At 72.1% G+C, this 26,377-nt stretch carries 27 protein-coding genes and 1 pseudogene; 9 read left to right on the plus strand and 19 right to left on the minus strand.

From position 1 onward, the window contains the following. Nucleotides 1-12: 12 nt before the first annotated feature. The 12 genes from ACFVHK_RS10425 to hrcA form a co-directional block, all read right to left on the minus strand. Nucleotides 13-1,413 carry an ABC transporter permease gene (locus ACFVHK_RS10425; RefSeq protein ID WP_376928750.1) on the minus strand — a complete coding sequence of 467 codons (1,401 nt, stop codon included), beginning with the start codon at nt 1,411-1,413 and terminating at the stop codon, nt 13-15. Next, nucleotides 1,410-2,171 (minus strand): ABC transporter ATP-binding protein, encoded by a 762-nt coding sequence (locus ACFVHK_RS10430; protein WP_376928751.1) that lies wholly within the window; start codon nt 2,169-2,171, stop codon nt 1,410-1,412. Before ACFVHK_RS10430 ends, ACFVHK_RS10425 begins: the two co-directional genes overlap by 4 nt. 99 nt (nt 2,172-2,270) lie before the next feature. Then, the gene (locus ACFVHK_RS10435; RefSeq protein ID WP_376928752.1) at nt 2,271-2,939 is read right to left on the minus strand and encodes a response regulator; all 669 of its coding nucleotides are present in this window, start codon (nt 2,937-2,939) and stop codon (nt 2,271-2,273) included. Further along, the gene (locus ACFVHK_RS10440) at nt 2,936-4,135 is read right to left on the minus strand and encodes a sensor histidine kinase (RefSeq protein ID WP_376928753.1); all 1,200 of its coding nucleotides are present in this window, start codon (nt 4,133-4,135) and stop codon (nt 2,936-2,938) included. The genes ACFVHK_RS10435 and ACFVHK_RS10440 overlap by 4 nt, the downstream gene beginning before the upstream one ends. A 109-nt stretch (nt 4,136-4,244) precedes the next feature. Then, on the minus strand, nt 4,245-5,138 hold the full coding sequence (era, locus tag ACFVHK_RS10445) for a GTPase Era (protein WP_376928754.1): 894 nt from the start codon (nt 5,136-5,138) through the stop codon (nt 4,245-4,247). Further along, the gene (locus tag ACFVHK_RS10450; protein WP_376928755.1) at nt 5,135-6,454 is read right to left on the minus strand and encodes a hemolysin family protein; all 1,320 of its coding nucleotides are present in this window, start codon (nt 6,452-6,454) and stop codon (nt 5,135-5,137) included. The genes era and ACFVHK_RS10450 overlap by 4 nt, the downstream gene beginning before the upstream one ends. 2 nt (nt 6,455-6,456) lie before the next feature. Further along, nucleotides 6,457-6,918, minus strand: a complete 462-nt coding sequence (ybeY, locus tag ACFVHK_RS10455; RefSeq protein ID WP_129234403.1) for an rRNA maturation RNase YbeY — start codon at nt 6,916-6,918, stop codon at nt 6,457-6,459. Then, entirely contained in the window at nt 6,915-7,949 is a 1,035-nt protein-coding gene (locus ACFVHK_RS10460) for a PhoH family protein (RefSeq protein ID WP_129234406.1), read from the minus strand. Before ACFVHK_RS10460 ends, ybeY begins: the two co-directional genes overlap by 4 nt. Nucleotides 7,950-8,025: 76 nt before the next feature. Continuing rightward, nucleotides 8,026-8,382, minus strand: coding sequence for a histidine triad nucleotide-binding protein (locus ACFVHK_RS10465; RefSeq protein ID WP_129234404.1), 357 nt, complete (start codon nt 8,380-8,382; stop codon nt 8,026-8,028). 24 nt (nt 8,383-8,406) lie between these two features. After that, the gene (locus ACFVHK_RS10470; protein ID WP_376928756.1) at nt 8,407-9,144 is read right to left on the minus strand and encodes a 16S rRNA (uracil(1498)-N(3))-methyltransferase; all 738 of its coding nucleotides are present in this window, start codon (nt 9,142-9,144) and stop codon (nt 8,407-8,409) included. 19 nt (nt 9,145-9,163) lie between these two features. Next, the gene (dnaJ, locus tag ACFVHK_RS10475; RefSeq protein WP_129235503.1) at nt 9,164-10,267 is read right to left on the minus strand and encodes a molecular chaperone DnaJ; all 1,104 of its coding nucleotides are present in this window, start codon (nt 10,265-10,267) and stop codon (nt 9,164-9,166) included. Between the two features lie 58 nt (nt 10,268-10,325). Further along, a complete protein-coding gene (gene hrcA, locus ACFVHK_RS10480) occupies nt 10,326-11,345 on the minus strand; it encodes a heat-inducible transcriptional repressor HrcA (protein WP_376928757.1) in 1,020 nt (339 codons plus the stop codon). Between the two features lie 202 nt (nt 11,346-11,547). On the opposite strand from hrcA, the gene ACFVHK_RS10485 reads away from it, so the two are divergent. Further along, nucleotides 11,548-11,961 (plus strand): DUF4870 domain-containing protein, encoded by a 414-nt coding sequence (locus ACFVHK_RS10485; RefSeq protein WP_129235505.1) that lies wholly within the window; start codon nt 11,548-11,550, stop codon nt 11,959-11,961. A 114-nt stretch (nt 11,962-12,075) separates the two neighbouring features. Continuing rightward, nucleotides 12,076-12,522, plus strand: coding sequence for a DUF4870 domain-containing protein (locus ACFVHK_RS10490; protein WP_376928758.1), 447 nt, complete (start codon nt 12,076-12,078; stop codon nt 12,520-12,522). On the opposite strand, the gene hemW is transcribed toward ACFVHK_RS10490, so the two are convergent. Continuing rightward, entirely contained in the window at nt 12,519-13,745 is a 1,227-nt protein-coding gene (gene hemW / locus ACFVHK_RS10495) for a radical SAM family heme chaperone HemW (protein ID WP_376928759.1), read from the minus strand. The genes ACFVHK_RS10490 and hemW overlap by 4 nt on opposite strands. Continuing rightward, nucleotides 13,745-14,395, minus strand: a complete 651-nt coding sequence (locus ACFVHK_RS10500; protein ID WP_376928760.1) for a DUF1990 family protein — start codon at nt 14,393-14,395, stop codon at nt 13,745-13,747. The genes hemW and ACFVHK_RS10500 overlap by 1 nt, the downstream gene beginning before the upstream one ends. 249 nt (nt 14,396-14,644) lie before the next feature. Here ACFVHK_RS10500 and ACFVHK_RS10505 point away from each other — a divergent pair, with 249 nt between their 5' ends. Further along, the gene (locus ACFVHK_RS10505) at nt 14,645-14,803 is read left to right on the plus strand and encodes a hypothetical protein (protein WP_376928761.1); all 159 of its coding nucleotides are present in this window, start codon (nt 14,645-14,647) and stop codon (nt 14,801-14,803) included. A 72-nt stretch (nt 14,804-14,875) separates the two neighbouring features. Here the strand turns inward: ACFVHK_RS10505 and lepA are convergent, their stop codons facing one another. Beyond that, complete coding sequence (gene lepA, locus ACFVHK_RS10510; protein ID WP_376928762.1) at nt 14,876-16,732, minus strand: translation elongation factor 4; 1,857 nt, start codon at nt 16,730-16,732, stop codon at nt 14,876-14,878. Between the two features lie 79 nt (nt 16,733-16,811). Between lepA and ACFVHK_RS10515 the strand changes: the two genes are divergently transcribed. The 4 genes from ACFVHK_RS10515 to rpsT all read left to right on the plus strand — a co-directional run bounded on the left by ACFVHK_RS10515 (nt 16,812) and on the right by rpsT (nt 19,840). Further along, on the plus strand, nt 16,812-18,038 hold the full coding sequence (locus ACFVHK_RS10515) for a sensor histidine kinase (RefSeq protein WP_376928763.1): 1,227 nt from the start codon (nt 16,812-16,814) through the stop codon (nt 18,036-18,038). Beyond that, nucleotides 18,035-18,661, plus strand: a complete 627-nt coding sequence (locus ACFVHK_RS10520; protein ID WP_376928764.1) for a response regulator — start codon at nt 18,035-18,037, stop codon at nt 18,659-18,661. The genes ACFVHK_RS10515 and ACFVHK_RS10520 overlap by 4 nt, the downstream gene beginning before the upstream one ends. Before the next feature lie 3 nt (nt 18,662-18,664). Continuing rightward, the gene (locus ACFVHK_RS10525; RefSeq protein WP_376928765.1) at nt 18,665-19,417 is read left to right on the plus strand and encodes an alpha/beta fold hydrolase; all 753 of its coding nucleotides are present in this window, start codon (nt 18,665-18,667) and stop codon (nt 19,415-19,417) included. Nucleotides 19,418-19,579: 162 nt separating this feature from the next. After that, complete coding sequence (rpsT, locus tag ACFVHK_RS10530) at nt 19,580-19,840, plus strand: 30S ribosomal protein S20 (protein WP_129235614.1); 261 nt, start codon at nt 19,580-19,582, stop codon at nt 19,838-19,840. 75 nt (nt 19,841-19,915) lie between these two features. Here the strand turns inward: rpsT and holA are convergent, their stop codons facing one another. From holA to ACFVHK_RS10550, 4 genes and pseudogenes are all read right to left on the minus strand, one after another. After that, nucleotides 19,916-20,932, minus strand: coding sequence for a DNA polymerase III subunit delta (holA, locus tag ACFVHK_RS10535; protein WP_376928766.1), 1,017 nt, complete (start codon nt 20,930-20,932; stop codon nt 19,916-19,918). A 29-nt stretch (nt 20,933-20,961) separates the two neighbouring features. Next, nucleotides 20,962-23,283, minus strand: a complete 2,322-nt coding sequence (locus ACFVHK_RS10540; RefSeq protein ID WP_376928767.1) for a ComEC/Rec2 family competence protein — start codon at nt 23,281-23,283, stop codon at nt 20,962-20,964. A gap of 90 nt (nt 23,284-23,373) precedes the next feature. Further along, nucleotides 23,374-24,069: a helix-hairpin-helix domain-containing protein gene (locus ACFVHK_RS10545; protein ID WP_376928768.1), complete on the minus strand. Its 696-nt coding sequence runs from the start codon at nt 24,067-24,069 to the stop codon at nt 23,374-23,376. A gap of 150 nt (nt 24,070-24,219) precedes the next feature. Beyond that, a pseudogene (locus ACFVHK_RS10550) lies at nt 24,220-25,087 on the minus strand (IS5 family transposase); the annotation flags it as partial. 232 nt (nt 25,088-25,319) lie between these two features. On the opposite strand from ACFVHK_RS10550, the gene ACFVHK_RS10555 reads away from it, so the two are divergent. Continuing rightward, nucleotides 25,320-25,886, plus strand: coding sequence for a hypothetical protein (locus tag ACFVHK_RS10555; RefSeq protein WP_376928769.1), 567 nt, complete (start codon nt 25,320-25,322; stop codon nt 25,884-25,886). Further along, the gene (locus ACFVHK_RS10560; protein ID WP_376928770.1) at nt 25,883-26,368 is read left to right on the plus strand and encodes a DUF2599 domain-containing protein; all 486 of its coding nucleotides are present in this window, start codon (nt 25,883-25,885) and stop codon (nt 26,366-26,368) included. The genes ACFVHK_RS10555 and ACFVHK_RS10560 overlap by 4 nt, the downstream gene beginning before the upstream one ends. Nucleotides 26,369-26,377 lie beyond the last annotated feature (9 nt).

Below are 26,377 nucleotides of genomic sequence, written 5' to 3' on the forward strand. Positions count from 1 at the left end.
ATCCGCCCCCGGTCACTCGATGGCGAGCGCCGCGACCGGCGAGACGGTCGTCGCACGCCGGGACGGAGCGAGCGACGCGACGAGTGTCAGGACGCCCGCCGCGACGACGAGCACGCCGATGACGCCCCACGGGATCGACGGTGCGACGACGAGCGGCTCCCCCTGCACGCTGCCGAGCATCGCCTGCGCGCCGGCCCAGCCGTAGAACGTGCCGAGCACGATGCCGGTCACCGTCGCGGCGGCCGTGAGCGCGGCGCTCTCTGCCAGCACCATCGCGCGGAGTTGCCGGCGCTCGAAGCCGAGCGCGCGCAGGAGGCCCAGCTCGCGGGTCCGCTGGAGGACGCTGAGCGAGAGCGTGTTGACGAGTCCGACCGCCGCGATGAGCGCGCTGAAGCCGATGAGGATCCCGAACACCGCGACCGTCGCGGAGACGGTCTGCTCGATGCCCGCGCGCAGGTCGGGGCGGTCCTCGGTCGCGGCGAGCAGCAGGTCGCGGTACGACTCCATCGCGACCGCGAACATCGTCACGAGCGTCACCCCGATGACGAGCCCGATCGTCATGCGCGAGCTCCGCTCCGGGTGGCGCACGGCGTTCTCCGCGGCGAGCCGCGCAGGCGGCGAGGTGCCCAGCGCCCGCCCGACCACGCGCAGGATCGGCGGCATCACGACGTGCGCGCCGAGCACGATCCCCGTGAACGACAGGACACCGCCGACGAGGCCGACGAGGACTCCGAGCGGCGTGACGAGGCCGAGCGCGACGCCGATGAGGAGGAGCAGCGTGCCGACCACCGCGAGCGTGGCTGCGGTCGCGGTCCGCCCGCGTCGCGCGGCGAGCTCCTCCTGGGAGCGTGCTGCGGCGTTGCCGAGCGCCTCCGACGGACGGACCGCGAGGACGCGACGCGAACCGGCCCATGCCGCGAGCCACGTCGTCAGCACGGCGACGATCACGGGCGGCAGCACCGCCGGGTCGGCCCACGCGTGGTCGACCCGCGGCAGCACGTCCGCGACGGCCGCCCACTCGGCGAGTCCGATCGCGACGAGCGTTCCGACGACGAGGCCGAGCGCTGCGCCGACCGCGCCGACGGCGAGTCCCTCCCGCGCGATCGCGCCGCGCTGCGCGCGGGCGGGCGAGCCGAGGAGGCGCAGCAACGCGATCTGCCGGGTACGGCCGGCGACGACCGTCGCGACCGTGTTCGCCGTCACCACGCCGCTGACGTAGACCGCGATGACGATGAACACCCACGCGACGATGGCGAGCATCAGCGCCGCGGTGGCGCTCGACCCCGTCACGTCGTCGGCGCGCATCGCCGAGCCGAGGTATCCGGTCACCTGCATCAGCGCGACGCCGAAGGCCGACGCGAGCGCCGCGACGAGGAGCGTCGGGGCGTGCTCCGTCCTGAGGCGGGCGATCACGCGGCACGCTCCATGGACAGCATGTACGTCGCGATCTCCTCGGCGCTCGTCCGCTGGGCGTCGCGGACGATGCGGCCGTCGGCGAGGAACAGGATGCGGTCGGCGTGGCTCGCGGCGATCGGGTCGTGCGTGACCATGGCGATCGACTGGCCGTGCGCGCGGCTCGCGTCGGCGAGGATCGCGAGCACGTCGCGGCCGGTCCGGGAGTCGAGGTTGCCGGTCGGCTCGTCCGCGAAGACGAGGTCGGGGCGCGTCGCGAGCGCCCTCGCGATCGCGACGCGCTGCTGCTGCCCGCCGGAGAGCTCGTGCGGTCGGTGGCGCAGCCGATCCTCGAGCCCGAGCCGCTCGACGAGTGCGTCGACGACGGCGCGCTCCTCGCCGCTCGGACGGCGCCCGTCGAGTTCGAACGGCAGCATCACGTTGCCCAGGACGTCGAGCGTCGGCACGAGGTTGAAGGCCTGGAACACGAAGCCGACCCGGCGACGGCGCAGCACGGTCAGTGCGCCGTCCGGCAGGCGGGTGATGTCGGTGTCGCCGAGCCACACCCGCCCGGTCGTCGGCGAGTCGAGCCCGGCCATGATGTGCATGAGCGTCGACTTGCCCGAGCCCGAGGGGCCCATGATCGCGGTGAACTCGCCGCGGCGCAGTCCGAGCGAGACGTTCTCGAGGGCGGTGACCGCGCCGGCACCTGTTCCGTACCGCTTGCCGAGTCCGGCGACGCGGGCGACGAGTCCGAGGTCTGAGGGTTGGATCTCCATGTCGCCGACGCTACGGACGGTCGTGCGCGGTCCGCGTCCGCCGATCGTCGCGCCCGTGTCATCCGCTGGGATGACCTCGACGTGCGGGGGGCCGCGCGCTCAGCCGGCGGGCAGGTCGTGCTCGTACGCGAAGACGACGAGCTGCACGCGATCCCGGAGGCCGAGCTTGCCGAGCACGCGGCTGAGGTGGGTCTTGACCGTGGCCTCGCTGACGAACTCGGCTGCCGAGATCTCCGCGTTCGAGAGCCCCTTCGCGGCCAGCGCGAAGATCTCGCGCTCGCGGGCGGTGAGGTCGGCCCAGGCTGCGGGTGCCGGTCGCCGGCCCGCGCCGCGGGACGCGTGCGCGATGAGCTCGCGCGTCGCGTTCGCCGCGATGACCGCGTTGCCGCGGTGCACGGTGCGGATGGCGGCCAGCAGGAACTCGGGATCCGCGTCCTTCAGCACGAACCCGCTCGCGCCCGCGCGGATGGCCCGGGCCGCGTTCTCATCGAGGTCGAACGTGGTCAGGACGAGGATGCGCGGCGGCTGCCGCCCCTCGAGGTCGGCATCGTCCACGATGCGCTCCGTCGCGGCGATCCCGTCGAGATGCGGCATCCGCACGTCCATCAGGATGACGTCGGGTCGGCTCCGCGCCGCGAGCGCGACCGCCGCACGGCCGTCATCGGCATCGCCGGCGAACACGAGGTCGTGCTGCGACTCGATGAGCATGCGGATGCCCGCGCGGAACAGGGCCTGGTCATCGACCAGTGCCACCCGGATGGCGCTCATGCCGCCGCCTGCGCCGGGATGCGTGCGGTCACGACGAAGCGCCCGTCGCCCGCTGCGGCCGCGAACGATCCGCCCGCGAGTTCGGCCCGCTCGCGCATGCCGGGGATGCCGTGCCTGGGGGCGGCGGACCGGCTCGGCGACTCGAGCTCCTCGGCGGCATCGCCGCGCAGTGCGTTCTCGACGCGCACGGCGACGCCCTCATGGTCCCAGTCGAGCTCGAGCAGCACGGGTGCACCCGGATCCCCGTGGCGGAGCGCGTTCGTGAGGCCCTCCTGCACGATGCGGTACACGGCGATCTGGTGGCCGGCGCCGAGCGCGACCCGGTCGCCGCGCTCGGTGCGCCGCACGTCGAGGCCCGCTCCGCGGACCTGCTCGACCAGGTCGTCGAGGTCGTCGAGCGCCGGCTGCGGCGAGGCGCCCTCCCGGTGCCGCAGTTCGCCGAGGAGCAGGCGGACGTCGCCGAGCGCATCGCGGGCGACGCCCGAGATGGTCTGCAGCGCCTCGGATGCCGCCTCCGGACGCGTGCGCGCGGCGAATCGGGCCCCGTCCGCCTGGGCGATCACGACCGCGAGCGAGTGCGCGACGACGTCGTGCATGTCGCGCGCGATGCGCGACCGCTCCTGCTCGACGACGTAGCGGTACTCGGCGTGCTCGCGCTCGCGTCGGTCGAACTCCGCGCGTCGCCGGTGCTCGCGCGCGTCGCGCACCGTGCGGACGAGGAGCCCGATCGTCCACGCGAGGACGAGGCCCGCGAGCGCAGCGCCGAAGAGCAGTCCCGTCCAGGCGATGAGCGCGAGCGCCTCCGGCGCCCCGGCGACCCCGACGCCGTGGACGAAGGGCGTCACGAGCGCGAGGTAGGCCGCAGCGAGGGCGGCACCCGCACCGGCCGAGCCGAGTCCCCACCAGCGCACGGCGCGCGAGCCGTGCGCCGAGGTCGAGTAGACGACGGCGAAGACCGCGACATCCGCCGGCTGCAGGTCGCGCAGCAGCAGCATCTGCACGCACGCCGCGACCCACGCGACCACGAGCGAGGCGCCGGGCGCGACGCGCCGGACCGCGAGCGCCGCCGCGAACAGCACCGTCACCACCACGTCCGGCCACCCGCCCACCAGGGCGAAGAGCGAGCAGGCCGCGAGGAAGACCCCCGCGAGGACGCCGTCGACGATGAGGATCGTCCGCTGGGTCGGTGTGCTCACCGGACCACGCTACGCCCTCGGAGTCGACCCGATCCGGGTGCCGCCGAGAAGTCATCCGATCGGCTGACGCCGCGGTCCGCGCTCCCCCGCGCGGCACCGACCGCGCGACTCAGAAGCCGAGTCGTCCGAGCTGCTTCGGGTCGCGCTGCCAGTCCTTGGCCACCTTCACGTGCAGCGCGAGGTAGACCCTGCGGCCCAGCAGCGCCTCGATCTCGCCGCGGGCGCGCTCGCCGACCTCGCGGAGGCGCGCACCGCCCTTGCCGATGATGATGCCCTTCTGGCTGTCGCGCTCGACGTACAGGTTCGCGTAGATCTCGAGCAGGTCCTTGTCGTCGCGCTCGATCATGTCGTCGACCGTGACGGCGATCGAGTGCGGCAGCTCGTCGGAGACGCCCTCGAGCGCGGCCTCGCGCACGAACTCCGCGATCCGCTCGGCCGTGTCCTCATCGGTCGTCGTCTCGGCCGGGTAGAGCGGATGCTCCGACTGAGGCATCAGCTGCAGCAACTCGTCGACCAGCACGTCGAGCTGTTCGCCCCTCGGGGCGGAGACGGGGATGATCGCGTCCCACTCGCGCAGCTGGGAGACCGCGAGCAGCTGCTCGGCGACCTTCGCCTTGCCCGTGGCATCCGTCTTGGTGACGATCGCGACCTTGCGGGCGCGCGGGTACTGGTCGAGCTGCTCGTTGATGAACCGGTCCCCCGGGCCGATCGCCTCGTTGGCCGGCACGCAGAGGCCGATGACGTCGACGTCGCCGAGCGTGGTCTGCACGAGCGAGTTCAGTCGCTCGCCGAGCAACGTGCGCGGGCGGTGGAGTCCCGGCGTGTCGACGACGATGAGCTGTCCGTACGAGCGGTGCACGATGCCCCGGATGGCACGCCGCGTCGTCTGCGGCTTCGAGCTCGTGATCGCGACCTTCTCGCCGACCAGCGCGTTGGTGAGCGTGGACTTGCCGACGTTCGGGCGCCCCACGAAGGAGACGAAGCCGGCGCGATAGTCGGTCATGGGCGGATCTCCTCGTGGGTGGCGGGCTCGCCGTCGGCGAATGCCGCGCGGACGTCGATGAGGGCCTGGTCGGCCTCGACGAGGATCGTCGCGATGCGCTTGCGCCGCCCCTCGGTGCGCTCGGCCTCGAGGAGGAGGCCGCTGACGCTCACGCGATCGCCCCTCCCCGGCAGTCGGCCGAGCTCCTTGGCGAGCAGCCCCCCGACGGAGTCGACATCCTCGTCCTCCAGGTCGAGCCCGAAGAGCTCGCCGAGCTCGTCGACGGGCAGTCGGGCGTTCACGCGGAACCGCCCCGCGCCGAGTTCCTCGACCTGCGCGGCTTCGCGGTCGTACTCGTCGGAGATGTCGCCGACGAGCTCCTCGATGAGGTCCTCGAGCGTCGCGAGGCCGGCGATGCCGCCGTACTCGTCGACCACCATCGCGAGGTGGTTGGACTCGAGCTGCATCTGGCGCATCAGCGCGTCGGCGCCCATCGACTCGGGGACGAACACCGCCGGACGCGCCAGGTCGGAGACCGTCAGCGTGGCCGCGTCGAGCGGGCGCTCGAAGCCGAGCCGCGCGAGGTCGCGCAGGTACAGGACGCCGGCGATGTCGTCGGCCTCGCGGTCGATGACCGGGATGCGCGAGTAGCCCTCCTTGAGGAACAGCGCCATCGCCTGGGGCAGGTGCGCGGAGGAGTCGATGGTCACCATGTCGGTGCGCGGCACCATGACCTCGCGCACGAGCGTGTCGCTGAACTCGAACACCGAGTGGATGAGCTCGCGGTCGGCCTGCTCGAGGACCTCGAGCTCGGTGGCCTCGTCGACGATGCTGAGCAGCTGCTCCTCGCTCGAGACGCCCGCGAACCGGATCCGTCCCGGCGTGACGCGATTGCCGAGCGACACGAGCGCGTTCGCGAGGGGTCCGAGCAGGAGTCGGACGCCGCGCACGAGCGGCGCCGAGAGGCGCAGGACGGCCGCGGCGTGCGCCCGACCGACACTCCGAGGGCTCGCGCCGACGAGGACGAACGAGACCGCGGTCATGATGAGCGCGGAGACCAGCAGCACGAGCCACACGTCGTCGAGGAAGAACGTGAACGCGAGTGTCACGAGCACGGCCGCCGTGGTCTCGGCGAGGATGCGCATGAAGTTCACGGCGTTGACGTGCGCTCCGGTGTCCTCGGCGATCGCGCGGAGCGACCGCTCGGCCCGCGCGCCGACGGAGAGTTCGACGAGGTCGGCTCGCGAGCTCACGCCGATCGCCGAATCGACCGCGGCCATGAGGCCGCCGAATGCGACGAGGACGAAGGCGGCCGCGAGGAAGAGCCAGGGCAGCATGGTCAGCGCCGACGCTCCTGCATCGAGAAGCCGACGAGGATGTCGCGCTGGATCCCGAACATCTCCTTCTCCTCGTCGCGATCGGCGTGGTCGAAGCCGAGCAGGTGGAGGATCCCGTGCGTGGTGAGCAGCAGCAGTTCGTCGAGCAGTGCGTGGCCCGCCGCCTTCGCCTGGGTCTCGGCGACCTGCGGGCAGAGCACGACGTCTCCGAGGAGGCCGGGCGGGGCCGGTTCCTCGGCGGTGCCGGGACGCAGCTCGTCCATGGGGAAGCTCAGCACGTCAGTCGGCCCGGGCTCGTCCATCCACTGCACGTGCAGCTGCTCCATGGCGCCCTCGTCGACGAGCACGATGGCGAGCTCGGCGTCGGCGTGCACGTGCATCATGTCGAGCGCGTAGACCGCGAGTCGCTGGAGCGCGGATTCGTCGACCTCGATCGACGACTCGTTGTTGATCTCGATGCTCACGGCTGCCTCTTCCTCGGGAGGTGGTCGCGCGGGCCCTGCGCGCCGCGCCGGTCGGCGCCGCGACGCTCGGCGCGGTTCGCGAACTCGCGCGCCTGCTCGCGCTCGTACCGCTGCGCCTGGGTGCGCTGGTCGTACTCGGTGTAGGCGTCGACGATGCGGCCGACGAGCGAGTGCCGGACGACGTCGTCGCTGGTCAGCCGGGCGAAGTGGATGTCGTCGACGCCGTCGAGGATGCGGGTGACGAGCCGCAGTCCGCTGGAGCCGCCCGGGAGGTCGACCTGCGTGATGTCGCCGGTGACGACCATCTTGGAGCCGAAGCCGAGCCGCGTGAGGAACATCTTCATCTGCTCGGGCGTCGTGTTCTGCGCCTCGTCGAGCACCACGAACGAGTCGTTCAGCGTGCGACCGCGCATGTACGCGAGCGGTGCGACCTCGACGGTGCCGGTCGCGAGCAGCTTCGGCACGAGCTCGGGGTCCATCATCTCGTTCAGCGCGTCGTAGAGCGGGCGCAGGTACGGGTCGATCTTCTCGGTCAGCGTGCCCGGGAGGAACCCGAGCCGCTCACCCGCCTCGACCGCCGGCCGGGTCAGGATGATCCGGTTGACCTCCTTGCGCTGCAGCGCCTGGACGGCCTTCGCCATCGCGAGGTAGGTCTTGCCGGTGCCCGCCGGGCCGATGCCGAACACGATGGTGTGCTCGTCGATCGCGTCCACGTAGGCGCGCTGGCCCTCGGTCTTCGGCCGGATCGACTTGCCCCGGCTGGAGATGATGACCTGTCCGAGCTGCTCGGACGGTCGGGCATTCGGGTCGGCGTCGAGCATGCGGGCCGAGCTCCTCACTTCGATGGGTGTCGGGTCACCGCCGCCGCGGACGAGCTCGAGGAGCTCCTCGACGAGGCGGCGCACGCGCATCCGGTCCTCGGCGTCGCCGCGGATGGCGATCTCGTTGCCGCGCACGTGCACGTCGACGCCGGGGTACTCCCGTTCGATCGTCGTGAGGAGGCGGTCCTGCGGCCCGAGGAGCCGGACCATGGCGATGCCGTCGATCTTCAGTCGCTCCTCGTCGGAGCGGACCTCGGATCCGGAGAGCGGGAGGTCCCCCGCGTCGTCAGCCGCCAAGCGATCCCTCCCTGAGGCCGCCCCCGAGGACGTGGGCGTGCACGTGGAACACGGTCTGGCCCGCGTCGGGGCCGGTGTTGAAGACGAGTCGGAACTGGCCGCCCGCCAGGTCGTCGGCGATGCCCTTGGCCACCGAGACGAGCTCGGCGAGCAGTTCGGGGTCGTCGGCGGCGAGCTCGACGACGTCGCGGTGCCGTCCGACGCGCGGGGTCACGATCACGTGGACCGGCGCCTGCGGTGCGATGTCGTGGAACGCGATGACGCGGTCGGTCTCGGCGACCATCTTCGCCGGGATCTCGCCGGCGGCGATGCGCTCGAAGACCGTGGGTTCAGCCGTTCCGCTCATCCCTCCATCGTAGCGACGGATGGGTCACCACCGCCCGAGCGCGACCGAGAGGACGGCGATGGCCGCTGGGCCCGCCGTCGAGGTGCGCAGCACCGAGTCCCCGAGGCGGACCGGCTCGGCGCCGGCCTCGACGAGGCGGTCGATCTCGGCGGGGTCCATGCCGCCCTCCGGGCCGACGACGAGCGCGAGGTCCCGGCCGTCCGGGCGGATGCCGCTGAGCGGCGTCTCCGCGCCGGGGACGAGCAGCAGCATCCGCGCGCCCTCGAGGCGCCCGGGCAGTTCGCGCGTCGACGCGACCGGCTCGACCGCCGGGATGCGGGCGCGGAGCGACTGCTTCACGGCTTCGCGCACGATGCTCGCCCAGCGGGCGCGTCCCTTCTCGGCCGCCTTCGGGCCCTCCCAACGGGAGACCGAGCGGGTCGCGGACCACGGCACGATGCGGTCGACGCCGAGCTCCGTCGCGGCCTGCACGGCGAGTTCGTCGCGGTCGCCCTTCGCGAGGGCCTGCACGAGCATCAGCCGGGGCGAGGCCGCCGGCTCGTCGGCCACCGTCTCCACCTCGATCGCGAGCCGGCGCGGCTCCGCGGAGGTCACCGGGCCGCGCACGACGCGGCCCCGCCCGTCGCCGATCGAGACCTGCTCGCCGACGCGCAGCCGGGACACCGTCACCGCGTGGCGCGCCTCGTCGCCGTGGAGTTCGACCGCATCGCCGGGCCGCACCGCGGCGAGGTCGAGCGACTCGTCGAGGTAGAGGTGGCTCATCGCGGCATCCGCCCCGCCGTCAGCCCAGGAACCGGTCGCGCAGGCGCGCGAAGAGCCCCTGCTGGAAGTGCCCGAGCTGGGGCGGCTGCGCCTTGCGCTGCTTCGCCAGCTGCTCGACGAGCTCGCGCTCCCTGTGGCTGAGCTTGGTCGGCGTGACGACGTGCACCGCGACCTTCAGGTCGCCGCGTCCGCTTCCGCGGAGGTGCGTGATCCCGCGGTCCTTGACGGTGAGGATCTCGCCCGACTGCACGCCGGGCTTCAGCTCGAGGTCGACGTCGCCGTCGAGCGCGGCGACCTTCGTCGAGGTTCCGAGCACGGCATCGGTCATCTGCACCTCGAGGGTGCAGAGCAGGTCGTCGCCGTTCCGGCTGAACACCTCGTGGTTCCTGACCTTGATCTCGAGGTAGAGGTCGCCGTTCGGGCCGCCGGCCGGGCCGGCCTCGCCGGAGCCCGGCATCTGCAGTCGCACGCCCGTGTCGACCCCGGCGGGCACGTCGACGGGGACCGTGCGGCGGGCGCGCACGCGGCCCTGGCCCTGGCAGGTGACGCACGGCGTGGCGATGATGGTGCCGTAGCCCCGGCACGAGCCGCACGGGCTCGAGGTCATCACGTTGCCGAGCAGCGACCGGACCGCCCGCTGGATGTGGCCGCTGCCGCCGCAGATGTCGCACGTCACGGGCGAGGTGCCCGGCTTGCAGCACGAGCCGTGACAGGTCTCGCAGACCACGGCCGTGTCGACCTCGAGGTCGCGGTGCGTGCCGAAGATCACGTCGTCGAGTCCCACCTCGAGGCGGATGAGCGCGTCCTGGCCGCGCTCGCGGCGCGACCGCGGCCCGCGGCTGGCCTGCCCCGCGCCGAAGAACGTCTCGAAGATGTCGCCGAAGCCGCCGAACCCGGCACCGCCGGCGCCGAACCCGCCCTGCCCGCCGAGGTCGTACTGCTGGCGCTGCTTCGGGTCGGAGAGCACGTCGTACGCGTGCGTGACCTCCTTGAACCGCTCGGACGCCTCGGCGCCCGGGTTCACGTCGGGGTGGAGCTCGCGCGCGAGCCGGCGGTACGCCTTCTTGATCTCGTCCGAGGAGGCGTCGCGTGCGACGCCGAGGACCTCGTAGTGGTCGGCCACGTGAGGCGGGTTCCTTTCGATTGCCGGTGACGGACGCCGCTGGGCGGCCCCGTGCGGTTCAGCTCTCGCCGAGCGTGCGGGAGAGGTAGCGGGCGACCGCGCGGACGGCGGCCATGCTCTGGGAGTAGTCCATGCGGGTGGGCCCGACGATGCCGAGCCGCGACACGTCGCGCCCGGGGACGGCGAACGAGGTCGACACCACGGAGGTGTCGCCGAGCCCGAACGCGGCGTTCTCGCGGCCGATGCGCACGGCGATGCCCTCGTCGGCGGCCATCTCGCCGAAGAGCCGGAGGATGACGACCTGTTCCTCGATCGCCTCCATGACACCGAGGATGTTCCCGGCGAAGTCCTGCTCGGTGCGCACGAGGTTCGCCGCGCCGGCGACCACGAGCCGGTCGGACCGGACGATCTTCGCCTGGTCGGCGAGCGTCGCCGCAAGCGTGTGGAGCACCTCGGCGTGGGCGCGGTCGGCGTGCTCGGTCTCCGCGGACAGGGCCGTCGCGGCATCCGCCATGGTGAGGCCGGCGGCCACCTCGTTGAGCCGGTCGCGCAGCCGGGCGAGCGTGGACTCGTCGGCGGGCTGGTCGAGCTCGGCGAGGCGCTGCTCCACCTGGCCGCTGTCGGAGATGAGGATGCAGAGCACGCGCGTCGGCGCGAGCGAGACGAGCTCGACGTGCCGCACGCGGGCGCGGGCGAAGCTCGGGTACTGCACGACGGCGAGCTGGCGGGTCAGTTGCGAGACGAGGCGGACCGTTCGACCGAGCAGTTCGTCGAGGTCGTTCGACTCGCCGAGGAAGGTCTCGATGGCATGCCGCTGCGTGGCCGACAGCGGGCGGATGTCGGTCAGCTGGTCGACGAACACCCGGTAGCCCTTGTCGGTGGGGATGCGCCCGGACGACGTGTGCGGGGCCGCGATGAGCTCCTCCTCCTCGAGGAGGGCCATGTCGTTGCGGATGGTCGCCGCGGACACGCCGAACTGGTGGCGCTCGACGATCGTCTTCGAGCCGACGGGCTCGCGCGACTCGACGTAGTCCTGCACGATCGCGCGGAGGACCGCGAGACTGCGTTCGGAGACCATGACCCTCGCTTCCCTCGACCGATCGGACCCGGACGACGCGTGCTTGGCACTCCGCCCACGTGACTGCTAATCATATCGCGAGATTCAGGGTGCACACCGTTGCCGGGCGGTCCGCCGCGCCGATAGCGTGTGCATCGTCCCGTACCCCGCGTGGCCCCCCGGCCGCGGCACGTGCGCTTCCCCACATCGAAAGGCTCCCGACATGACCGACTCCAACCTCCCGCCGCAGGATCCGAACGCCGCACCGCAGCCGACTCCCGCGGCCCCGCTCTCGCACGAGCAGGACGTCCAGTGGGGCTCGTTCGCCCACCTCGGCGGCATCCTCGGCATCCTGCCGTCCCTCATCATCTGGCTCGTCTTCAAGGACCGCGGCTCGTTCACGAACACCGAGGGCAAGGAGGCGCTGAACTTCCAGATCACGCTGGTGCTCGCCACCGTGGCGCTCTGGGTGCTGACGACGATCATCACCGTCGTCACGTTCGGGTTCGGCGCACTCTTCGGCTTCCTCACCTACATCCCGTGGATCCTCGGCGTGATCTTCTCGATCATCGCCTTCATGACCGCGAAGGACGGCAACCACTACCGCTACCCGTTCGCCATCCGCCTCATCAAGTAGGTCGCCGGGCGGGCCTTCGACGCGCCGGTCGGGCATCCCTCGACCGGCGCGTCGGCGTATGCCAGCATGAGGGAACGTCCCCTGTCCGGGCGCGACCACAGAGGAGCACGCATCATGTCCGACGCACCACCTCCCACCCCGCCGACGCCGCCCGCAGGCGGCCCGCCGCCGCCCCCGCCCGGCGGCCCGACGCCGCCCCCGCCTCCCGGCGGCGGCGCCTACCAGCAGAACCAGCCGCTCAGCCCGGCCGACGAGAAGCTCTGGGCCACGCTGATCCACATCGGCGGCATCCTGTTCGGGTTCCTGCCCGCCCTGATCGGCTACCTCGTCCTGAAGGACAAGGGTCCCTTCATCCGCGAGCACACCGCGACGGCGCTGAACTTCCAGATCACGCTGCTGATCGCCTACGTCGTGGGCTCGATCCTCACGTTCGTGATCATCGGCATCTTCCTGCTGCTCGCGGCCTGGATCGCCGCGATCGTGTTCGGCATCATCGCCGCGATCAAGGCCAACAACGGCGAGTACTACGTGTACCCCGTCGCGATCAAGTTCGTGAGCTAGTCCTCGAGCAGGCGCCGCACGACGGCGTCAGCCAGCAACCGCCCTCGTCGGGTCAGCGCGAGCCGCCCGGCGAGGGCGGTTCGCGCGTCCACGAGCCCGTCGGCGATGAGGCCGGCGACCGCGTGCCGGCCGCCCGCGTGCAGGCTCGACACCTCGACGCCCTCCCTGATGCGCGTCGCGAGCAGGATGCGCTCGGTCTCGCGTGTCGCGTGGTCGAGCGCCTCGCGGCCGACCGCCGGCGAGACGCCCGCAGCCAGGCGCTCGGCGTAGGCCGCTGGGTGCTTCGCGTTCCACCAACGCACGCCGCCCACGTGGCTGTGCGCGCCGGGCCCGACACCCCACCAGTCGTCGCCCCGCCAGTACCCGAGGTTGTGCCGCGACCGGTGCGCGGCATCCGCCGCCCAGTTCGAGACCTCGTACCACTCGTAGCCGGCCTCGCCGAGCAGTTCGTCGGCGAGCTCGTACATGTCGGCCGCGAGGTCGTCGTCGACGGCCGGCAGTTCGCCGCGGCGGATCCGCCGGGCGAGCTTGGTGCCGTCCTCGATGATGAGCGCGTACGCGCTCACGTGGTCGGGGCGCTCGGCGAGCACGGCCCCGAGGCTGGCGCGCCAGTCCGCGAGCGATTCCCCCGGCGTGCCGTAGATCAGGTCGAGGCTGACGTCCAGGCCCGCCTCGCGCGCCCACCCCACGACGAGCGGGATCCGCGCCGGATCGTGGGTCCGGTCGAGCGCGGCGAGCACGTGCGGCTGAACCGACTGCATGCCGAACGACACCCGGGTGAACCCGCCGTCCGCGAGCCGCCGAAGGTCGTCCGCGTCGACCGAGTCCGGGTTGGCCTCGGTCGTCACTTCGGCGCCGTCCGCGATGCCGAACGCACCGCGCACCGCGCCCAGCATCCGGACGAGGTCGGCGGCGGGCAGCAGCGTCGGGGTCCCGCCGCCGAAGAACACCGTCGCGGCCGGGCGGTCCGGCGCGCCGGACGCCGCGAGCACGTCGCGCGCGAACCCGAGCTCGGCGGCGGCCTGGTCGGCGAAATCCTCCTGGCGCGCACCGCGCAGCTCACCCGACGTGTACGTGTTGAAGTCGCAGTACCCGCACCGCACGCGGCAGAACGGCACGTGCAGGTACACGCCGAACGCGCGGGACGCGGCATCCGTCGTCGCACTCGCCGGGAGCAGGCCGTCGGCCGGAGCCGGGTCGGCGATCGGGAGCGGCCCCGCCATCAGACGGGGAACGCGGGATGCAGCGCACGGAGCTCGCGCTTCGTGAGCTCCCGCCGACGCCGGCGCACGAGCGGGCCGAAGACGCGCCGCAGGCCGCCGTTCGGCTCGAACGCCGACCGGATCGTCAGCCAGACCGAGTCGTCGTCGCGGTGCTCGAGGATGAACGACTCCTCGCCGTTCTCCGAGGCGTCGCCGGTCGTCCCGTGGGCGAAGCCGATCCGATTCGGCTCGTCGACGACGTAGACGACGAGGACCGGGGTCGCGTGCGAGCGGAGCCGGCCGTGCCGCCTCAGCGTGGCGGTCATCCCGGCGCTGACGTACGGCGTGCCGTCGGGGCCGAACCGCTGCTCGACGCGCGCTGCGGGTTGCTCGGGGAGCGGCGCGCCGGTCTCGTCGTACGCGATGCCCGTGTACTGCGCGCCCGTGCCGGGCGAGGCATCCACCACGGTGAAGCCGGCGCCCTGCTGGATGCCCCAGGTCATGAGCGACTCGGCCGCCGCCTCGAAGCGCTCCCGGCCGGAGCCCAGCCGCACCGAGTCCTCGGCCGGCGTGAACCCCGCGGGCGGGTAGCGCAGAAGGTCGGGGTCGAGCGTCGCGCCGATCGCGCCGTAGGTCACCGACTGATCGGTGAACGTGCTGCGTCGAGTCATCCGAACATCGTACTTCGACGGCCCGCCACGGCCGGAATCGGCGCGGATCAGGCCCTGCCCGGGACGCCGCCGACGCGGCGTCGGCGGCACGGTCACGAGTCCGGCGTAGGCCCCACGTGCCCCTCATCCTCGCCTCCTCCTTCCCGATATCCCCGATCACGGAGTCGCGGAGGGACGTGTTGCCGCACCCCACCGCCCGGAGTAGCCTTCGGCCTGAGTCGAGACCGCCCGTGTCGAGGAGGTCCGCGTATGAGAACGACATCGTTCCGCTGTCGGATCGGGATCCACAAGTGGGTGCTCCACCGTGAGCCCGACACCGAGCCGTACTACGAGTGCGCTCGTTGCGCGAAGGTGCGGGTCGTCGAACTGACGATGATCGGAATGGGCGACGGCGGGATGCTCGGCTAGAACGCCGATCCTCGCCGAACGGCGGCAGCCTCGGGCCCAATCACGTCCTGCGCCTCGGGGTCCGTCCGGGTCCTACTTCTTGGCGTCCTTCTTCTCGGTCTCCCCGCTCAGGGCGGCGATGAACGCCTCCTGGGGCACCTCGACACGGCCGACCATCTTCATGCGCTTCTTGCCCTCCTTCTGCTTCTCGAGGAGCTTGCGCTTGCGCGTGATGTCACCGCCGTAGCACTTCGCGAGGACGTCCTTGCGGATGGCCCGGATCGACTCGCGCGCGATGATGCGCGCCCCGATCGCCGCCTGGATGGGCACCTCGAACTGCTGCCTCGGGATGAGCTCGCGAAGGCGCCCCGTCATCAGCACGCCGTACGCGTAGGCCTTGTCGCGGTGCACGATCGCGCTGAAGGCGTCGACCTGCTCGCCCTGGAGCAGGATGTCGACCTTCACGAGGTCGGCGGCCTGGTCGCCCGCGGGCTCGTAGTCGAGCGAGGCGTAGCCGGCGGTCTTCGACTTCAGGTTGTCGAAGAAGTCGAACACGATCTCGCCGAGCGGCATGTGGTACCGGATCTCGACCCGGTCCTCGCCGAGGTACTCCATGCCGAGGAGCGTGCCGCGGCGCGACTGGCAGAGCTCCATGATCGTGCCGACGTAGTCCTTGGGCGCCAGGATCGCGGCCTTCACGATCGGCTCGCGAACCTCGGCGATCTTGCCGCCGGTCGGGAACTCGCTCGGGTTCGTGACCGTGACGGTCTTCTTGTCCTCGGTGGTCACCTCGTAGACCACGGACGGCGCGGTCGCGATGATGTCGAGGTCGAACTCGCGGCGGAGCCGCTCGGTGACGATCTCGAGGTGGAGCAGGCCCAGGAACCCGCAGCGGAAGCCGAACCCGAGCGCGACCGACGTCTCGGGCTCGTAGACGAGCGCGGCATCCGAGAGCTTCAGCTTGTCGAGCGCCTCGCGGAGCTCGGGGTAGTCGCTGCCGTCGATCGGGTAGAGGCCGGAGAAGACCATCGGCAGAGGTTCGGTGTACCCGGCGAGCGGCTCGGCCGCCGACTTGGCGGAGGTCGTCACGGTGTCGCCCACCTTCGACTGGCGGACGTCCTTCACCCCGGTGATGAGGTAGCCCACCTCGCCGACGCCGAGGCCCTTCGTCGGGGTCGGCTCGGGCGCGCTCACCCCGATCTCGAGGATCTCGTGCGTGGCGCGCGTCGACATCATCTGGATGCGCTCGCGCGGGTTCAGCTGGCCGTCGACCATCCGGACGTAGGTGACGACGCCGCGGTAGCTGTCGTACACGGAGTCGAAGATCATCGCCCGCGCCGGGGCGTCCGCATCGCCCGTCGGCGCCGGGATGCGCTCGACGACCCGGTCGAGCAGGTCCTCCACGCCCATGCCGGTCTTGCCGGAGACGCGCAGCACGTCGTCGGGCGAACCGCCGATCAGGTCGGCGAGCTCGCGCGCGTACTTCTCGGGCTCGGCCGCCGGGAGGTCGATCTTGTTGAGCACGGGGATGATCTCGAGGTCGTTCTCGAGCGCGAGGTAGAGGTTCGCGAGCGTCTGCGCCTCGATGCCCTGCGCGGCGTCGACCAGCAGGATCGCACCCTCGCACGCGGCGAGCGAGCGCGAGACCTCGTAGCTGAAGTCGACGTGGCCGGGCGTGTCGATCATGTTGAGGGCGTACGACGTGTCGCCGACCTGCCAGGGCATGCGCACGGCCTGGCTCTTGATCGTGATGCCGCGCTCGCGCTCGATGTCCATGCGGTCGAGGTACTGGGCGCGCATGTCGCGGTCGGCGACGACGCCCGTGATGCCGAGCATGCGGTCGGCGAGCGTCGACTTGCCGTGGTCGATGTGCGCGATGATGCAGAAGTTGCGGATCAGCGCGGGATCGGTGGCGGCGGGCACCGGTGGGGCAGCGGCTCTCGGAGACATCCCGTCGATTCTCCCATGCGGGCGATCCCACTTTCGACGGATGCCGCCCGAGGGCCCCCGGACTACGCTGAATCGCACCATGACCGTGCTCGATGCCCCACTCGTCGGACGGGTCCAGCCGTCCGCACTGCGCCCCGTGTTCGTCTCGTTGCGGGTCGGACTCCACGTCCTCGTGGTCGGCCTGACGTTGTTCGTCCTCGCGCGCGCGGTGCTCGCCGGCGGCGAGCAGCTCGTCGCGATCTCGATCCTCTCGATCGCCTTCATCGGCGCGTACCTCGTGGGCGTGGTCACGGCGCACCAGGTCGTGACGCCGTGGATGCGCGCGGCCTGGCTCATCATGCTGCTGGGACTCTGGCTGGGGCTCAGCGCGCTGACCCCGGACGCGGCCTTCCTGGCGTTCCCGCTGTTCTTCCTCGAGCTGCACGTGCTCCCCGCGCGATGGGCGGTGCCGCTCGTCGCCGTCACCTTCGTACTCAGCGTGTGGAGCTCCACCTCGCAGCTCGGGTTCGAGGTCGGCAGCGTGCTCGGACCGCTCATCTCGGCGGGCGTCGCGGTGATCATCGGGCTCGGCTACCGCGCGATGGCGGTCGAGACGCGCGAACGGCAGTCACTCATCCTCGACCTGCTCGCCACGCGCGAGGAGCTCGCGGCGGCCAGCCGCGAGGCCGGCACGCTCGCGGAGCGCGAGCGCATCGCCCGTGAGATCCACGACACCGTGGCCCAGGGGCTGTCGAGCATCCAGATGCTGCTCCACGCCGCCGAGCGCGACGTCGCCGACACGAGCACGCGCGACAAGCTCCGCCTTGCCCGTGAGACGGCGGCCGAGAACCTCCAGGAGACGCGCCGCTTCATCCGCGAGCTCACGCCGCCGGCGCTCGACGAGCAGACCCTGCCGGGCGCGCTCCGCCGCCTCGCGGATGCCACGAACGAGCAGGCGCGCCAGGCGGGCTCGCGCACGCGCATCGCCTTCTCCTTGAGCGGCGACCCGGTCCCGCTCCCCATGTCGATCGAGGCCACGCTCCTGCGGCTCGCGCAGGGCTCGCTCTCGAACGTCGTCAAGCACGCCGATGCGGCGCGCGCCGAACTCACCCTCAGCTACCTCGGCGACGAGGTCGCGCTCGACGTCGTCGACGACGGCGTCGGCTTCGACCCGTCGGCGCTCGGGGGCGACGACGAATCCGTGCCGTCGTTCGGGCTCCGCGCCATCCGCCGCCGCGCCGAGAGCCTCGGCGGCACGGTCGACGTCGAGTCGACGCCCGGGGGCGGCACGGCGCTCTCGGTGCGGATCCCGGTGGTCCGGGCATGATCGGACTCCTGCTCAGCGACGACCATCCCGTGGTCCGGGCCGGCATGCGCGCGCTCCTCGAGGCCGAGGACGACCTCCACGTCGTGGGCGAGGCCGCGAGCGCAGAGGAGGCGGTCCGGCTCGCGGAGACCCCGGGGATCGACCTGGTCCTCATGGACCTCCAGTTCCCCGGAGCCCTCCAGGGCGTCGACGCGACGCGTCGGATCCGCTCGATGCCGAACGCCCCGCGCGTGCTGGTCCTCACGAACTACGACACCGATGCCGACATCCTCGGCGCCATCGAGGCCGGCGCGAGCGGCTACCTCCTGAAGGACGCCCCGCCCGGCGAACTCGTCGCGGCGATCCGCGCGGCGGCGGCCGGCGAGTCCGCGCTCGCCCCGACGGTCGCGTCCCGGCTCGACGAGTCGCAGCGCGCCGGAGACCAGCGCCTCACGGTGCGCGAGGCCGAGGTGCTCGCGCTCGTCGCCGCGGGTCGCACCAACCGGGAGATCGGCCAGGCGCTCTTCCTCAGCGAGGCGACGGTCAAGTCGCACCTCGTCCACATCTTCACCAAGCTCGGCGTCGGTTCCCGCACCGCGGCGGTCGCGCGCGCCCGCGAGCTCGGGGCGATCCGGGCGGGCTGAGCGATGCCGCGCGCCCGCGTCGTCCTCGTCCACGGCATCCGGACGTCGGCCACGATGTGGCGCGGGCAGGTGCTGCGGCTCGAGCGGCACGACCTCGAGGTGGTGCCCGTCGACCTTCCGGGCCACGGCGCGAGGCTCGGCGAGCCGTTCACCCTCGCCGACGCGCTCGACACCATCGGTGATGCGCTCGGCGACCCGGTGCCCGGCGTGCCGCGACTGCTCGTCGGACTGAGCCTCGGCGGGTACCTGTCGATCGAGTTCGCGGCGCGACATCCGCGGGGCCTCGAGGGACTCGTCGCCGCCTCGTGCGGCACCCGCCCGCGCGGGCCGGGGCTGCACGGCTACCTGCGCCTCGCCGACGCGATCGGCCGGCTGCCCGATCAGGGCCGGGGCCTCAACGACCGGATGGCACGCCTGTTCCTCTCCCCCGCCGCCGTCGACGACATCATCGCGGGCGGGGTCGCGCTCGACGTCATGCGCCCGGCCATCGGCGCGGTCGGCGAGCTCGACCTCGAGGCCTCGATCGCGGCCATCGAGGTGCCCATCTGGTTCGTCAACGGTCGCTACGACCACTTCCGGTTCGAGGAGCGGCGGATGCTCCGGGCCGCCGCCGACGGCCGGCTCGTGCACATCGAGGGTGCCACCCACCTCGTCAGCCTGGCCCGCCCGGAGGAGTTCACCGCGGCCGTGCTCGGCGCGGTCGCCGAACTCGAGCTCCGGGAGGTGCGACGCCGGTCGGCGGCAGCGAACCGCTGACCCGACGATGCCGCCCCGGTTCGCTTTGGTGCCGCACCGGCGTTGCTGGTATCGTTGCCTGTTGGCTTGCGTGTGGGTCCCACCCCGCACGATGCGCCGCGACGGCCCCTCTACCGATTGCGGCAACTCCGGTACCCGCAGAACACACGAAAGACGAACCACGTGGCAAACATCAAGTCGCAGATCAAGCGCATCCGCACCAACCTGAAGGCGCAGGAGCGCAACAAGGCCGTGAAGAGCGAGCTCAAGACCGTCATCACCGCCACCCGCAAGGCCGTCGCCGAGGGTGACAAGGAGAAGGCCACCGCCGCCCTCCGCGTCGCGACTCGCAAGCTCGACAAGGCCGTGAGCAAGGGCGTGATCCACAAGAACCAGGCCGCGAACCGCAAGTCGGCCATCGCGAAGCAGGTCGCCGCGCTCTGATCCGAGTGTCGTTCGAAGGCCCCGCACCGAGAGGTGCGGGGCCTTCGTCGTTCCCCGGGAGGTGCCTGGCGAGTCTCAGGCGAGGGCGCGGCCGCGCGCGGCGATGACGCCCACGAGCCGCTCGAGCGCGAAGACGGGATCGCGCTCGGCGCCCTTCACCGCGGCATCGGCCGCAGCCAGCGCCTGGATGGCGACGCCGAGGCCCTCATCGCTCCACCCGGCGAGGTCGCGACGTGCGCGATCCACCTGCCAGGGCGCGAGGCCGAGCGACGAGGCCGTCGCACCGCGCGACCCCGCGACCTTGGCCATGGTGCGGATCTTCATGGCGAACGCCGCGACGATCGGCACCGGGTCGGCGCCCGAGTCGAGGGCGTGCCGCAGGGCGATGAGGGCATCTCCGTGGCGCCCGGCGATCGCCGCATCGGCGACCTCGAACGCATTGGTCTCGACGCGCCCGCCGTAGTACCTGCGCACGGTGGCTTCGTCGATGTCGCCCGTGGCGTCGGCGATGAGCTGACGGCACGCAGCGGCGAGTTCGCCGAGGTCGTCGCTGAATGCGCCGACGAGCGCGCGCAGCGCGGCCGGGGCGATGCGTCGCCCAGCGAGGCGGAACTCGGCCGCGGCGAAGTCCTGCTTGTCGGCGTCGCGCTTGAGCTCGGCGCAGACGACCTCGATGCCGCCGCCCTCGCCCGCGCGGAGCGCGTCGAGCAGCTTCTTGCCGCGATTGCCGCCACGGTGGCGAAGGACCACCGTGGTGCCCTCGGCCGGGGCTGCGAGGTACTCCAGCGCGTCGAGCAGGAACTCGTCGCTCGACTTCTCGACGCCGGTGACCCGGATCAGCCGGGGCTCGCCGAACAGCGACGGGCTCGCGAGCGTGAGCAGGGTTCCGCGCGTGTACCCGTCGGCCTCGAGGTCGCTGACCTCGAGCGCCGGATCATCTGCGCGGAGCGTCTCGCGGAGCATCGTGAGCGTGCGCTCGGCGAGCACGTCTTCGCCGCCGGAGACGAGCACGATCGGCGCCGGCCGAGCCTCGCTCCACCCCAGCTGCGGGATCGCGGTCTTCGACCTGCCTGTGCCCGGACGTGCCGCCACGGCGCTCCCTTCCCTCGTGCCGGTCCAGTCTACGGAGCACCAGCGACACCGACGGCCCGCTCGGTCCACAGTTCGAACCCGCCGGGCACGGCCCGCAGCACCGCGGCCCCCGACGCGTCGCTCCGCACCGGCACCGTCCGCGCATTCTCGAGCAGCTCGAGCAGCGATCCCGTCGGGTGGCCGTAGCCGTTCTCCGCACCGACGCCGATGAGACCGACGGACGCCCCGAGCTCGCCGTAGAGTTCGGCGCTCTGGTCGGCGCTGCCGTGGTGGGCGACCTTCACGAGATCGACGCGGCCGACCTCCGTGGCACGCCGCATCGCGTCCTGCGCCGCGCCGCCGAGGTCGCCGAGGAACACCGCACCGAAGTCGGGCGTCACGAAGTGGATCACGACGCTCGCGTCGTTCCCCGGTGCGGCGTCCGGTCGGGGCCAGAGGACCCGCCACGCGGCGGCGCCGAGGGTTCCGTGCGCCCCGGCGACGACCTCGGCGTGCGTTGCGCCGCCGGCCACGAGCGGCTCGAGCGCGCGCGCCGATCGGGCGCCGTCGAGCGGCCCGTGCAGCACGCCGCCGACCTTCCCCGCGAGCGCGGCGGTACCCGCCACGTGGTCGGCGTCCCAGTGCGTGAGCACGACGAGGTCGATGCGATCGACGCCGGCGTCTCCCAGGCAGGCACCGAGCGCCTCGGCGTCGGGTCCGGCGTCGACGAGCATCACGGCGTCCCCGCTGCGCACGAGGACGGCGTCGCCCTGCCCGACGTCGCACTGCCACACATCCCAGTCGGCCGGGCGCGACGTGCTCGCGAGCAGCGGCGGGCCGGCGGCCAGTCCGAGCGGGACGCCGACGCTCAGGCAGAGCACCGCGACGGATGCGCCTCGCAACGCCCGTCTTCGGCGCGTCGCCGGTCGACGGTCGTCCAACGCGAGGAGGAGGCCCGCGCCGATCGCGGCCGCCGCGAGCATCGCACCGCTGATATCGGCCGGCCAGGGCACGCCGGCGATCGGCATGCGCTCGACGCCGCGCGCGAGCAGCGCGATCCACGCCGCGGGCACCCAGGCGACCTGGAGCGCGGCGAGGCCCACGGACGGCAGCACGGGCAGCAGGAGGCAGCCCAGCAGGCCCGCCATGGTCGCGATCGGGGCGGCGGGCGCTGCGAGGAGGTTCGCCGGAACGCCGTAGACGGGGATGACCGGCTCGAGGAGCACGAGGACCGGTTGGCACGCGAGTTGGGCGGCGAGTGGAATCGCCACGACGGTGGCGAGCGGCAGCGGCATCCACCTCGCGAGCACGGTCGCGAGCGGGCCCGACAGCAGGACGAGTCCGGCCGTCGCGCAGACGGACAGGGCGAATCCGGCATCGGCGGCGTACCACGGGTCGAGCGCGAGCAGCGCGACGACCGCGAGGCCGAGGGCCGGCATGCCGCCGGCGGCACGCGCGGTCGCGCAGGCCGTGAGCACCACGAGCGCCATCGCGGACGCCCGCACGACGCTGGCCTCCGGAGTCACGAGCGCGACGAAGCCGGCGAGAGCGACGAGTGCCGCGACCACGCGACCGGCTCGCGGGAGGCCGGCGAGCCCGGCGACCCAGAAGGCCGCGGCCGTGATGATCGCGCAGTTCGCACCGGAGACCGCGGTCAGGTGCGTGAGCGAGGCGGTGGTCATGGCGGCCTGCAAGTCGTCGGAGACGCGCGACGTGTCGCCGATCGCGAGGCCCGGCACGAGCGCTCCGCCGTCGCCTCCGAGTCGGGCGGATGCCTCGGCCAGCCCGTCGCGCAGCGGATGCGTCCACGCGAGCCACGGCGGTGCCGGCCCGGTCTCCAGGATCCTCGACGCGGACAGCCGGCACGCTGCACGCGAGGACGGCGGCAGCTCCGCGAGCCGGCCCTCGACGACGACGGTCGAGCCGAAGCCCAGCTCGTCCCCGTCTCCGGGGAGCGACAGGTCGACTCGGATCGCGTCGACCTCGGTCCGGACGCCGTCGACGGTGAGTTCGACGAGCGTGCCGGCCGCGCGCCGTCTCGGCTCGTCCGACCAGGGCGTCGCGCTCGCCCGCCGAGGCGCCGCCTCCAACCGGACGCTCGCCACGACTTCCTCGCGCCCGGACGCCGCAGCCTCGACCTCGCCGGGCGTGCGCCGCTCCAGTGCCCCCCACGCCGAGGTCGCGACGAGGCCGGCGGCAGATGCCGCCAGCAGGAGCGCGGCCGCGGAACGGATGAGGACCGGTGCGGCCCGGTCGGTGCGGACGGCGCTCCGGCCCGCGCCCCTCCCGCTGCCGCGCGGGATCACCACGACACCGACGAGCGCGACTCCCGCGACGCCCCAGGCGACGACGGCGGTCGACCACGTCGGCACCCCGGCTCCGGGCGCGTTCGTCGCAATCCACGCAGCCGACCACGCCGTCACCGCCGGGGCGAGCAGTCGGAGGTCGTGCCCGGCACGCACTCAGAGGCTCACGAGGTCGACGAGCCCGGAGTAGACGGCATCGCCGATGCCCGCCACCTCCATCAGCTGCGAGACGTCGGTGAACGGCCCGTTCGACTCGCGCCAGTCGATGATCCGCTGCGCCAGCGCCGGCCCGATCCTCGGGAGCGTGTCGAGCGCGGCGGCGTCCGCCCCGTTGATGCTGACCCGGCCGCCGCTCCCGGCGAGGGTGCTCCCGTCGGCCGAGCCGGCGGCCGGCGGCGGCACCTCGCCCTCTCGCGGCACGACGAACTGCTCGCCGTCGACGAGCACGCGTGCGAGGTTCACGCCTCCCGGGTCGGCGTCGCCGACGAGGCCGCCCGCTGCGCCGATGGCGTCCACGACGCGAGCTCCGGCCCGGAGCTCGACGATGCCGGGCTCGGCGACCGCGCCGAGCACGTGCACCAGGATCGTCGGCATCGCGCCCGTCGCGCCGGTCGCGGGAGGATCCCCGTCCGCCCTCGCACCCGCACCGGGAGCGGCGCTGCCCGCACCGTCGGCCTCGACGCGCGCCACCTCGCCCTGCGAGCCCCCGCCGCCCGCGCCGAACGACAGCATCGCCGAGACCGCGACCGCGACGACGAACAGCACCACCGCCGCGCCGACGGCCACCCGCGACCGCGGGCGGGCGCGCGCGCCGTCCAGCCGGGCGAGCGGGTCGGGAGGTTCGACGGTCACGCCGCGACGCTACGACCCGGCGCGACCTCGGACTCCACGCGCGTCGGGCGCGCGAGGACCACCGTCGGACCGCCTCACTGTGGAGGACGGCTCGAACCGGCGGGACCTAGGGCGTGTCTCCGAATTCCTTTGACCAGAGTGTGTTGGCTCCAGGACGGCTCCGCCGCGGTAGGTGATCGCGAGTTTGTCGTATCGGCTGGCCAGGCCGCGCCATTGCTTGGTCGCGCTGAATCCGCGCTCGATCACGTTCCGGCCGCGGTAGTCGTCCGCGTCGAACCCGACCGGTCGTCCGCCTCGGCTGCCGCGCCGCTTCCTGTTGCGGGCCTGGTCGGCTGGTTCCCGGATCACTGCGACGATGCCCCGCTCGCTCAGGTGGCCGCGGATCGCGCGTGAGGAGTACGCCTTGTCGGCGCGGACCCGGTCCGGTCGGGATCTGGGCCGGCCGGGCCCGCGACGGGCGACCCTGAGCTGATCCATCAGGACCGGAAACATCGGCGCGTCGCCGGCCTGACCCGGCCCGACCATTACACCAACGGCAGCTCACGACCGTCGACGAGCTGGTGGATCTTCGTGCTCAACCCGCCGCGTGACCGGCCGATCCCGTGGTCAGCGGGTTCGCCGCGCAGATTCTTGTAGTTCGACAGGTCCCCCTGTGACGTGGCGCAGGTTCGTCGCATGCTGATGGGCGCGGTTGATCGTGGCGTCCACGCTGACCGCCCAAATGATCATCCCGGCGAAGTCGGCGTCGGCGAGCAGTTCCGCGTGGATGCGATCCCAGGTCCCGTCGCCGGAGTACCGTCGGTGCCGTTTCCACAACGTCTGCCACGGGCCGAACGAGGCCGGCACGTCCCGCCACGGTGAACCGACCCGGTACCGCCAGATGATGCCTTCGACGACTCGACGACTCGACGACTCGACGATCGTCGCGGAACGGGCGACCGCGTCGACCCGCTGAGGACGGCAGCAACGGCCGGATCCGGTCCCACTGGGCATCCGTCAGTCCAGAATCACGACGCACGGCGTCATTATTCCGGTTACTCCACTCGGACTCGCCTCGCTCGGCTCTCCTCGACTACCGCAACGGCGGCGCTCGTTGCGTGAATGTCATAGCGATCGAACTCGTCTTTGCATCGCTCTCGCGACCGGGCGCGGCAAGTGATCTGGTCGCATCTCAGTGCTGGCACTGAGATGCGACCGCGCCTCTGTCGTCATTGGAGTGGCGGCTGGCACGATGCGTTCTCGGCGGCCGGATGTCGCTGCGGATCGGTGACATGCCCGCCACGTTTGCTGAGGTGGCATTGTCATCGTGCCGCTGGATCGAACGGAACGAGGGAACGCCAATGCGTTCCAGGCTTACGGGTGTTTGCGCGGTAGCTGTCGCACTGACGATCGGAGTAGCACCTCCGGCCACGGCCGGGGAGAGCCCATCGGACATCGAGCACGTCATCGAGCAGGTTGCGCCCGAAGCACTAGAAGGCGTAGCGGTCGCCGCGACTCGAACAAGCGGCGAGGTCGCCGCGCACCTGACCGAGGCCCACTCCGAGGTGTCGGTGGTCGTTCCGATCGACCCCTCGGACGGGATTGTGGTCGAAGACGGCGACGGGGTCAGCTTGGCAGTCGGACTGCCGAACGCCGGCAACGCGGGCCACGCCGAAGCTGTGTCCCCCGGGATCGTGGCGTACGACAACGGGGACGCCTCGACCACGGTCCCCGTCATCAAGGAAGACGGTTCCGTTCAGATCATCACCGTCATTGACAGTGCTGATGCCCCGGCCGGTACGAGTACGAGGTGTCGGTACCGAAGGGCGGGGCGATGACGGTCCTCGACTCCGGCGCAGTCGTCATCGCCGATGCCAACGGCGACTTCATCGGAGGGTTTGCGCCAGCTTGGGCCCGAGACGCCACGGGGAACGCCGTCAGCACCCACTATGAGGTCGATGGGACATCGCTCATCCGGATCATCGAGCACAGCGCCGAGACCACATACCCCGTCGTCGCGGACCCATGGCTCGGGATCGCCCTCATCGACAAGGTCACCAAGACCTGGTACTCCGGGAAGGGTTATCGATACCACGTGTATCCCACGTGGTGGGGGCGTGGCGGTGCAGGCTGGGGTGCACGATGGGAGGCCTGGTCCGAGACCAAGAAGAAGGGTGTGCCGCAGACCAGCACCCTCGAGAACCAGTTCTACTGTCACTACGACTACCGCCCGGTGACGACGTTCAAGGACTCGTGGAACCTGGAGTCGTGGACCCCTGACAAGGGGTACGGGGGCTTCATGGCCAACCTCTGCAACTGATCGGGGGGT

The organism is Agromyces binzhouensis, assembly GCF_042672355.1.
GTDB classification, from domain to species: domain Bacteria; phylum Actinomycetota; class Actinomycetes; order Actinomycetales; family Microbacteriaceae; genus Agromyces; species Agromyces binzhouensis.